Here is an 8,837-nt window from a genome sequence, read left to right on the forward strand (position 1 = left end):
CACGGTAAAATATGATTCCTAACTATATCAAAGATCAAAGCACATTGCAAGGCAGCAGAAAAGGGTAAATGCTCCCTGGAAAGTTTCATAATATTTCTTTTAACACTTGCCCTATGGAGCAGACAGTGTTATACTTACACACGTAATGAGTTCTGAAAACTAAATAAGAAACAGTTGGTGCCGCATTTTGCGGAGAATAGGGAAACAGGTGAGAGGCCTGTGCGATCTCGTCACTGTATGCAGCGAGTAGTTGTCGATGATGCCACTGAGGAGACTTGGGAAGGCAGACAGACTATGTGGAACTGCGAGTCAGGAGACCTGCCAGCTGTGGTACGGGAAATACATATTCCAGATCACGAGGTTTGGTTGTACCGAAAGATAGATTTCGATAAACCGACTGCGCACGCATGTTGGTTTTTGTCTTTTTCGCATCCCTTTTATTTAGCGGCTTCAGTATCATTGCAAAATATTTCTTTAAGGGAGAGAAAAAACATGAAGAAGAAAGTTGTAGCAGTTCTTTGTGCAGCAGCTATGACCGCAACATTAGTTGCAGGCTGCGGAAGTAAGACAACAACAGAAGCTCCGGCAGAGACTACCGAAGAGACCACTGAGGAGACAACAGAAGCTCCGGCTGAGGATGCAGCAGAAGATGCAGATGCTGACCAGGCAGCAGCAGACGAGGTTGCAGCTCTGATCGATAAGATCTACGTTCAGGAAAGAACTGAGACTACCGATGAGGATTGTAAAGCAGCAAAAGAGGCATGGGATGCTCTGACTGATGCTCAGAAAGAGCTGGTTGAAGGTGAAGAAGCTGATCCGGATTACTTCGGACGCGACACCGGAGATGCTTCCAAGGATGATCCGCGTAACCAGGATGAGATCGGAGAGAACGAGCTTCTGGTAGTAAGCTTTGGTACTTCTTTCAACGACAGCCGTGTAGCTGATATCAAAGGCATCGAGGATGCTCTTGCAGAGGCTAATCCGGACTGGTCTGTAAGACGTGCATTTACCGCACAGATCATTATCAACCATATCCAGGCTCGTGATGATGAGCACATTGACAACATGGATCAGGCACTTGAGAGAGCTGTAGATAATGGTGTTAAGAACCTGGTTGTACAGCCGACCCATCTGATGCATGGTGCTGAGTACGATGAGCTTTGTGAGGCAGTTGCAAACTACGAGGATAAATTTGAGTCTGTTAAGATCGCTGAGCCGCTGCTTGGTGAGGTTGGAGCAGACGCTTCTGCTGTAAATGAGGATAAGAAGGCAGTTGCAGAAGCAATCACCGCTGAGGCAGTTAAGACTGCTGGATATGACAGTACAGATGCTGCAGCAGAGGACGGAACCGCATTTGTATTCATGGGACATGGTACTTCCCATACCGCAAAAGTTTCCTACAGCCAGATGCAGGCACAGATGGACGAGCTTGGATACAAGAACGTATTCATCGGAACCGTAGAGGGCGAGCCGGAAGAGACTGCATGTGAGAACGTGATCAAAGCAGTTGCTGATGCAGGTTACAAGAAAGTTGTTCTTCGTCCGCTGATGGTAGTGGCTGGAGATCATGCAAATAACGACATGGCAGGTGAGGATGCTGATTCCTGGTTAAGCCAGTTCAAGGCTTCTGGAAGCTTTGACAGCGTAGATACTCAGATCGCTGGTCTTGGTGAGATCCCGGCTGTTCAGGATCTCTATGTAGCACACACCGCAGCTGTCATCGGAAAGTAAAGGAAGAGACAGAACATGAAAAGAAAGATCGTTACATTGCTGGGGGTGGCAGCATTGAGCTGTGCCATCATGACAGGATGTGGAAGCAAAGACGCACAGACCGAGGCGCCTGCACAGGAGACAGAAGAGACTGCTGAAGCAGATACTACGAAGGCTGATGTTGCAGAGGAGACTAAGGAAGCTGACACAGAAGAAGCAGAAGCGACAACTGAGGAAGCAGAAGAGACTGCAGCACCGCTGGAAGATGGTGTCTACACTGCAGAGTTTGACACTGACAGCGGAATGTTTCATGTAAATGAAGCAAACGATGGAAAAGGTGTCCTGACAGTAGAGAACGGCAAGATGACCATTCATGTGTCACTTGCCTCCAAGAAGATCGTGAACCTCTATCCGGGTCTTGCAGAAGATGCACAGAAGGATGGAGCAGAACTTCTGGAGCCGACTACAGATACCGTTACCTATAGTGACGGAGAATCTGAGGAAGTATACGGATTTGATATTCCGGTACCGGCTCTGGACAAAGAGTTTGATGTGGCACTGATCGGTGAAAAAGGAACCTGGTATGATCACAAAGTCAGCGTGACCAATCCGGTGAAGGCAGAATAAGCCAGTGATGAAAGATCTGTCGCATGGACGGCCCGGGCAATTTGCCCGGGTCGTTGTGCTATGGAAAGAGAGGACAAAGATGAAAAGAAAAATCTGGATGAAATTGACAGGAATTCTGACAGCAGCACTGCTTGTAACAGGAGTGACAGGTATTTCCATGACAAGCTATGCGGCAGAGAGTACAGAAGAACAGACTGACCTGGTCAGCGTGGATCTGGCAGGAGCTGCAGAAGCTCAGCCCATGAAAGTGGACATGAGCGATGGAACTTACAAGATTGATGTAGTTCTTGGAGGAGGAAGTGGTCGTGCAACCATCACATCTCCGGCAACTCTGGTCGTAAAAGAGGGATGTGCATATGCACAGATCGAATGGAGTAGTTCTCATTATGACTATATGAAAGTGGGAGAGACTACTTATGACCCCATTAATACAGATGGAAATTCTGTATTTGAACTTCCGGTCACTGTTATGGATAAGCCGATGGATGTGATCGCAGACACTACCGCCATGAGTGTTCCTCATGAGATTGAATATACCCTGACATTTGCATCCGACTCCATTACCAGTGGAAGACAGGCAGCACCAGGACAGCAGATCATATATCTTGCAGTGGTAGTTGCAGCAGGTGTGGTAGTCGTGATCCTTACAAAGAAGAAAAAGAGTAAAGAAGTATGAAGAAGAAAATAACAGCTATGCTGCTGAGTGTCGTAATGGCAGTTTCCCTGACAGCCTGCGGAAGCGGATCAGGTGCAGGAAAAGAGAAAGATACCAATATCAGTTCGGAGCTGACCTACGATCACAGTATGGAATTAACATATGCAGAAGAGTTTTCTGTGGACTATTATAATGATGGATATGCATTGGCCACCGTTGCAGATGATGGTCGTTACCTGATCGTTCCGGAAGGAAAAGAAGCACCGGATGATCTGGCAAAGGATATTACAGTGCTCAAGCAGCCGCTGACCAACATTTATCTGGTGGCATCGGCAGTGATGGATATGTTTGTATCTATTGATGCATTGGACTCCATTCGTTTCAGCTCTCAGAAGGAAGACGGATGGTATATAGAAGCAGCAAAACAGGAGATGGAAGCAGGAAATATCATCTATGCTGGTAAATATTCTGCACCGGACTATGAGCAGATCCTGTCAGAAGGTTGTGGACTTGCTATTGAAAATACCATGATCTATCACACACCGGAAGTCAAGGAGCAATTGGAGAAATTCAACATTCCGGTGATGGTGGATTATTCCAGCTATGAGAAGAATCCGCTGGGAAGAACCGAGTGGGTCAAGCTGTATGGACTGCTGACCGGTCATGAAGAAGAGGCAGAGCAGGCATTTGAAGCGGAGGCAGGTGCCTTCGAGGCGGTGAGCCAGGAAGAACCGACGGGAAAGACAGTGGCATTTTTCTATATTACCAGTACCGGGGAAGCCAATGTTCGTAAGAGTGCCGATTATCTGCCTAAGATGATCGAACTGGCGGGAGGTACTTACATTTTCAAGGATCTGGGCGACGAGGATGATGCGGCTTCCACTCTGAGTATGCAGATGGAAGAGTTCTATGCAGGAGCCAAAGATGCGGATTACATCATCTACAACAGCACCATTGATGGTGAACTGGCATCTGTGGATGACCTGATCGCCAAGAGTCCGCTGTTGGAAAAATTCAAGGCTGTACAGGATGGAAATGTGTATTGCACCACGAAAAACCTCTATCAGTCTACCATGGAACTGGGAACGATCACATCAGATATTCATGGTATGCTGACCGGTGATGAGAGCGGACTGACCTATTTATACAAGTTGAACTGATTCAGTAACATGCGAATATTTTTGGATCATCTTAGAGCATAAAACAGGAAAGGCAGGAGATAAAGATGCCAAACGGGCAAAAGAAAACAGCACATGCTGGAAGAGAAAATATCAGATATGGAGTGGCATTTTTGATCCTGCTGATCCTGCTGGTGATCTTTCTGGCCATGAATGTATGTATCGGAACGGTGAATATTCCGGTGGCAGAGATTCCGAAGATCTTAAGCGGCCATGGAGCAGATGAGACATTTTCAGACATTGTTATGGGAATCCGTTTTCCACGTGCGCTGGCAGCAGCAATTCTGGGAGGAGCACTGGCTCTGTCTGGCTATCTGCTTCAGACCTTTTTCCACAACCCGATTGCCAGTCCATTTACTCTTGGAATTTCTTCCGGAGCCAAGCTGGTGGTAGCGCTGATTATGGTAGCATCCTTAGGTTACACCTGGAGTGTAAGCTCCTGGGTTATGATTCTGGCGGCATTTGTGGGAGCTATGATCTGTATGGGATTCGTGATTCTTATGTCCAGAGTTATGGATAATATGTCCATGCTGATCGTCAGTGGTGTTATGATCGGATATATCTGTTCAGCAATTACTGATTTTGTAGTGACTTTTGCAGATGATGCCAATATCGTGAATTTACATAACTGGTCAAAGGGAAGCTTTTCCGGTATCACATGGGAAAATGTGGTGTTGATGACCATTGTAACTGGTATCACCACCGTAGGAATCTTTCTTCTGTCCAAGCCCATCAGTGCTTATCAGATGGGAGAATCCTATGCGAAAAATATGGGACTTAATGTGCAGATGTTCCGTGTAGTTCTTGTTATGCTTTCCAGTGTGCTGTCCGCATGTGTTACCGCATTTGCAGGACCGGTTTCCTTCGTGGGAATTGCAGTGCCGCATCTGGTAAAGAGCCTGTTCCAGACAGCAAAGCCGATCCTGATGATTCCAGCCTGTTTTCTGGGAGGAGCATCCTTCTGTCTGTTCTGCGACCTGTTGGCAAGAACCTTGTTTGCACCGACGGAATTATCCATCAGTACTGTAACTGCAGTATTTGGCGCTCCGGTTGTTATCTATATTATGATCCATCGGAAGAAAGAAAAGGCGGAATAAATCATGGAAGAGTTTTATTTTTATACCAAGGGACTGACAGTTGGATACCATGGCGTTCCGCTGATCAAAGATATTGAGCTCTGTCTGAAAAAAGGTGAGATCATGACCTTGATCGGACCTAATGGGGCAGGAAAGACGACGATTTTAAAAAGCATTATCCGCCAGTTAAAACCACTGGGCGGCGTGGCCTGCCTGGATGGATCCTCCATGGAAAAGCTGACTGGCAAGGAACTGTCACAGAAGCTGTCAGTGGTGCTGACGGAACGGGTGCGCCCGGAGATGATGACCTGCAAGGATGTAGTGGCAACAGGACGTTATCCTTATACGGGAAAATTTGGCATCCTGTCTGAAAAAGACTGGGCTATCGTACAGGAATCCATGGAACTGGTGCATATCGAAGAACTGGCGGAGCGGGATTTCTCCAAGACCAGTGACGGACAGAAGCAGCGGGTCATGCTGGCGAGAGCTCTATGTCAGCAGCCGGATATCATTGTGCTGGATGAGCCTACGTCTTTTCTGGATATTCGCTATAAGCTGGAATTTTTATCGATCATCCAGAACATGTCCCGTACTAGACATCTGTCTGTTATCATGTCTCTGCATGAGCTGGATCTGGCAGGAAGGATTTCTGACAAGATCGCATGTGTTCATGGAGACCGGGTGGATCGTTTTGGCACACCGGAGGAGATTTTTACAGACGGCTACATACCGAAGCTCTATGGTATGACAGTTGGGTCTTATGAAGAACGCACGGGTGATCTGGAACTGCCGAAGGTAGAAGGTGATCCGAAAGTATTTGTGCTGGCTGGAAACGGAACCGGCACAGCCGTATTTCGGAAGCTTCAGAGAGATGGAATTCCCTTTGCTGCAGGTATTCTATGGGAAAATGACCTGGATTATCCGGCAGCGAAAGCATTGGCATCCGAAGTAGTCAGTGTGAAAGCGTTCTGCGAGATGGATGAAGCATCCCTGAACCGGGCAAAAGCACTGGTCGATCAGTGTGAAGAGGTGCTGTGTACGGTAGATTTGACAGAAGTGGGAGCGCAGGCAGAATCATTGAGAATACTGTATGAATATGCAAAGATGAAAATTAATATCAAAAAAGTATTGCAAACAACCTAAAAAGTATTGCGAAAATACCAATTGAGTATTATAATGAAAAAAGTTTTTAGAAACTTTATAAAAATTTAATTTTTGGAATGGATACTGGAAATGCATTATACAAGAGAAGCAGCTATCGAGCGGCTGCTGCGAAGCTTCAGTTCCTGCTATAATATTCAATTGGTCGAGGATGACCAGACCCCAATCACAGCCCGCTGTGATTTTTTTGAACATTCGGGGCAGTATGTCATATCGAAAAAAGCAGAACTGTGGTCGGCAGACAATGAAGAATTTCTATATGTTTTAAGTATTCCGCATCTGACACTGGAGCTTTACGAGCAGTGGAGAGATCATGTGCAGGCGGAAGCCATGGAGCGCATCCATGTGGGACCAGGACATATGGCTTCTTATATTACACCGATCTTCATCTGCGATACCTGTGATGAAGCGGCAAGAAAGGCATTAAAAAAATGCCGCATTTACAAAAGTTTTCATTTTTCACTGCATGGCTGGATGGATCACCATACCGCACTGGTGGAACTGTCGACAGGACAGATCGACGGAAACCTTGGGGGACGCCATACCGCGAAAATTTTGAAAAAGGTACTATATTCGCAAACATTGAAGGGAGAAAGTTAACATGAATTCATTAGTACTTCTCATCATCTGTGTTGCTATTCTTGCAGCTGGATATATCTGCTACGGCGGATGGCTCTGCAAGCAGTGGGGCGTAGGTGAAAGCAAAACTGAGACACCGGCTCACACCATGGAAGATGGCGTGGACTATGTACCGGCAAAAGCACCGGTTCTGATGGGACATCATTTCTCATCTATCGCAGGCGCAGGCCCGATTACCGGACCGATCGGCGCAGCTATGTTCGGCTGGCTGCCTGTAACTCTGTGGATCCTGGTCGGAGGAATCTTCTTCGGCGGCGTTCACGATTTTGGTGCACTGTTCGCTTCTGTTCGTAACAAAGGACAGTCTATCGGAGAGATCATCTCCGCTAACATGAGCAAACGTGCAAAACAGCTGTTTATCATCTTCTCTTACCTGACTCTGATCCTGGTAGTAGCAGCATTTGCTTCTATCGTAGCTTCTACATTTGGAGCAGTATATGATGAAAGCGGCGCACTTGATATGGCTAAATCCGCAACTCCAGCTACGGTGGCAATGATTTCCTTGCTGTTTATTCTGATCGCTATCGTATTTGGTTTCTGCGTATATCGTCGTAATATGCCAATGGGCATTGCTTCTGTTGTTGGAGTACTTGCCATCATTCTTATTATGGCAGTTGGTATGAATTTCCATCCGATTTATTTGTCCACCAAGACTTGGATGTGGATCGTAGGTATCTATATTGCAGTTGCATCTGTGACACCGGTATGGATCCTTCTTCAGCCGCGTGACTATTTAAGCTCCTTCCTGCTGTACGCGATGCTGGCAGTAGCAGCTTTTGGTGTTATCGTAGCTCATCCGACCTTTGACAGCAGCTTCCCGGCATTCGCTGGATTTGCGGTTGACAACGGAAACGGAATGCAGTATCTGTTCCCGGTACTGTTTACAACAGTTGCCTGTGGTGCGATCTCCGGATTCCATTCACTGGTTTCCTCTGGTACCACGTCCAAACAGCTTGACAAAGAAAAGGATGCAAGACCGATCGCTTACGGCGGAATGCTTCTGGAGTGTGTACTTGCAGTGCTGACTCTGTGCGCAATTGGATATGCTTACAAATGGAACGCAGCTAACCCGGACAGCGCTCTGGTTGGAGCAACCGCTATCTTCGGTGGTGGTATTGCTCATATGATCGACGATATCATTCCGGGAAGCTACACCATCCTGAACTCTCTGCTGGTATTGACCTACTCTGCATTCTGTCTGACATCACTGGACACTGCAACTCGTCTTGCACGTTTCATGTTCCAGGAGTTCTGGCTGGAGCCTGGTGAAACTGCAGCAGATGTAAAAGAGGGCTGGAAGAAAGTTATGGTTAATCCGTACTTTGCAACCATCCTGACAGTTGTACTTGGTATTCTCCTTGGTATGAACGGATACGGCAAGATCTGGGGTCTGTTCGGAGCAGCAAACCAGCTGCTGGCAGGTATCGGTCTTCTGGCTGTAGCTACCTGGCTTGGTAACCTCGGAAAGAACAACAAGATGTTCCTGCTCCCTATGGGATTCATGATCGTTGTAACTATCTGCTCTTTGGCACTGACCGTTAAGAATCAGGTTGGTATGATCATGGCTGGCGGTGCAGACTGGGGTCCGTGGGCACAGACGATCCTTGGAGTTCTGCTGATCGTTCTTGCTATCGTGCTTGTTATTGAAGGTGTTCAGACTTTGAAGAACCCGAAAAAAGCAACTGCATAAGTACTACATAAAAGATAATAAAAAGGGGCTGTAAAATAAGTCCCTAATATAAGAAACGCCAATTCCGGCAAATGTCGGTTTTGGCGTTTCTTTGTATTAAC

The 8,837-nt window shown here is 46.8% G+C and carries 8 protein-coding genes and 1 riboswitch; all 8 genes read left to right on the forward strand.

All coding sequences use genetic code 11. The annotated features are described in order from the left end of the window. The first annotated feature begins 158 nt into the window (after positions 1-158). Positions 159-340, forward strand: a riboswitch (cobalamin riboswitch). 152 nt (positions 341-492) lie between these two features. Then, on the forward strand, positions 493-1,731 hold the full coding sequence (locus WMO62_RS12875) for a sirohydrochlorin cobaltochelatase (RefSeq protein WP_349144884.1): 1,239 nt from the start codon (positions 493-495) through the stop codon (positions 1,729-1,731). Between the two features lie 15 nt (positions 1,732-1,746). Next, on the forward strand, positions 1,747-2,337 hold the full coding sequence (locus tag WMO62_RS12880) for a hypothetical protein (protein WP_349144885.1): 591 nt from the start codon (positions 1,747-1,749) through the stop codon (positions 2,335-2,337). A gap of 79 nt (positions 2,338-2,416) precedes the next feature. Next, complete coding sequence (locus tag WMO62_RS12885) at positions 2,417-3,013, forward strand: hypothetical protein (RefSeq protein WP_349144887.1); 597 nt, start codon at positions 2,417-2,419, stop codon at positions 3,011-3,013. Next, positions 3,010-4,152 carry an ABC transporter substrate-binding protein gene (locus WMO62_RS12890; protein ID WP_349144888.1) on the forward strand — a complete coding sequence of 381 codons (1,143 nt, stop codon included), beginning with the start codon at positions 3,010-3,012 and terminating at the stop codon, positions 4,150-4,152. The genes WMO62_RS12885 and WMO62_RS12890 overlap by 4 nt, the downstream gene beginning before the upstream one ends. A 65-nt stretch (positions 4,153-4,217) precedes the next feature. Further along, entirely contained in the window at positions 4,218-5,267 is a 1,050-nt protein-coding gene (locus tag WMO62_RS12895; RefSeq protein ID WP_117499624.1) for a FecCD family ABC transporter permease, read from the forward strand. 3 nt (positions 5,268-5,270) lie between these two features. Continuing rightward, complete coding sequence (locus WMO62_RS12900; protein WP_349144889.1) at positions 5,271-6,389, forward strand: ABC transporter ATP-binding protein; 1,119 nt, start codon at positions 5,271-5,273, stop codon at positions 6,387-6,389. Between the two features lie 90 nt (positions 6,390-6,479). Continuing rightward, complete coding sequence (locus WMO62_RS12905) at positions 6,480-7,007, forward strand: DUF8052 family protein (protein WP_117499622.1); 528 nt, start codon at positions 6,480-6,482, stop codon at positions 7,005-7,007. A 1-nt stretch (position 7,008) separates the two neighbouring features. Beyond that, positions 7,009-8,736 carry a carbon starvation CstA family protein gene (locus tag WMO62_RS12910; RefSeq protein WP_349144890.1) on the forward strand — a complete coding sequence of 576 codons (1,728 nt, stop codon included), beginning with the start codon at positions 7,009-7,011 and terminating at the stop codon, positions 8,734-8,736. Positions 8,737-8,837 lie beyond the last annotated feature (101 nt).

The sequence above is a fragment of the Hominiventricola aquisgranensis genome (genome assembly GCF_040096225.1).
GTDB classification, from domain to species: Bacteria; Bacillota; Clostridia; order Lachnospirales; family Lachnospiraceae; genus Hominiventricola; species Hominiventricola aquisgranensis.

Excerpts from the sequence above, each read along its gene's own strand:
- WMO62_RS12905 (WP_117499622.1), top strand. The coding sequence starts at position 6,480 with ATGCATTATACAAGAGAAGCAGCTATCGAGCGGCTGCTGCGAAGCTTC.
- WMO62_RS12875 (WP_349144884.1), top strand. The coding sequence starts at position 493 with ATGAAGAAGAAAGTTGTAGCAGTTCTTTGTGCAGCAGCTATGACCGCA.
- WMO62_RS12910 (WP_349144890.1), top strand. The coding sequence starts at position 7,009 with ATGAATTCATTAGTACTTCTCATCATCTGTGTTGCTATTCTTGCAGCT.
- WMO62_RS12900 (WP_349144889.1), top strand. The coding sequence starts at position 5,271 with ATGGAAGAGTTTTATTTTTATACCAAGGGACTGACAGTTGGATACCAT.
- WMO62_RS12880 (WP_349144885.1), top strand. The coding sequence starts at position 1,747 with ATGAAAAGAAAGATCGTTACATTGCTGGGGGTGGCAGCATTGAGCTGT.
- WMO62_RS12895 (WP_117499624.1), top strand. The coding sequence starts at position 4,218 with ATGCCAAACGGGCAAAAGAAAACAGCACATGCTGGAAGAGAAAATATC.
- WMO62_RS12890 (WP_349144888.1), top strand. The coding sequence starts at position 3,010 with ATGAAGAAGAAAATAACAGCTATGCTGCTGAGTGTCGTAATGGCAGTT.
- WMO62_RS12885 (WP_349144887.1), top strand. The coding sequence starts at position 2,417 with ATGAAAAGAAAAATCTGGATGAAATTGACAGGAATTCTGACAGCAGCA.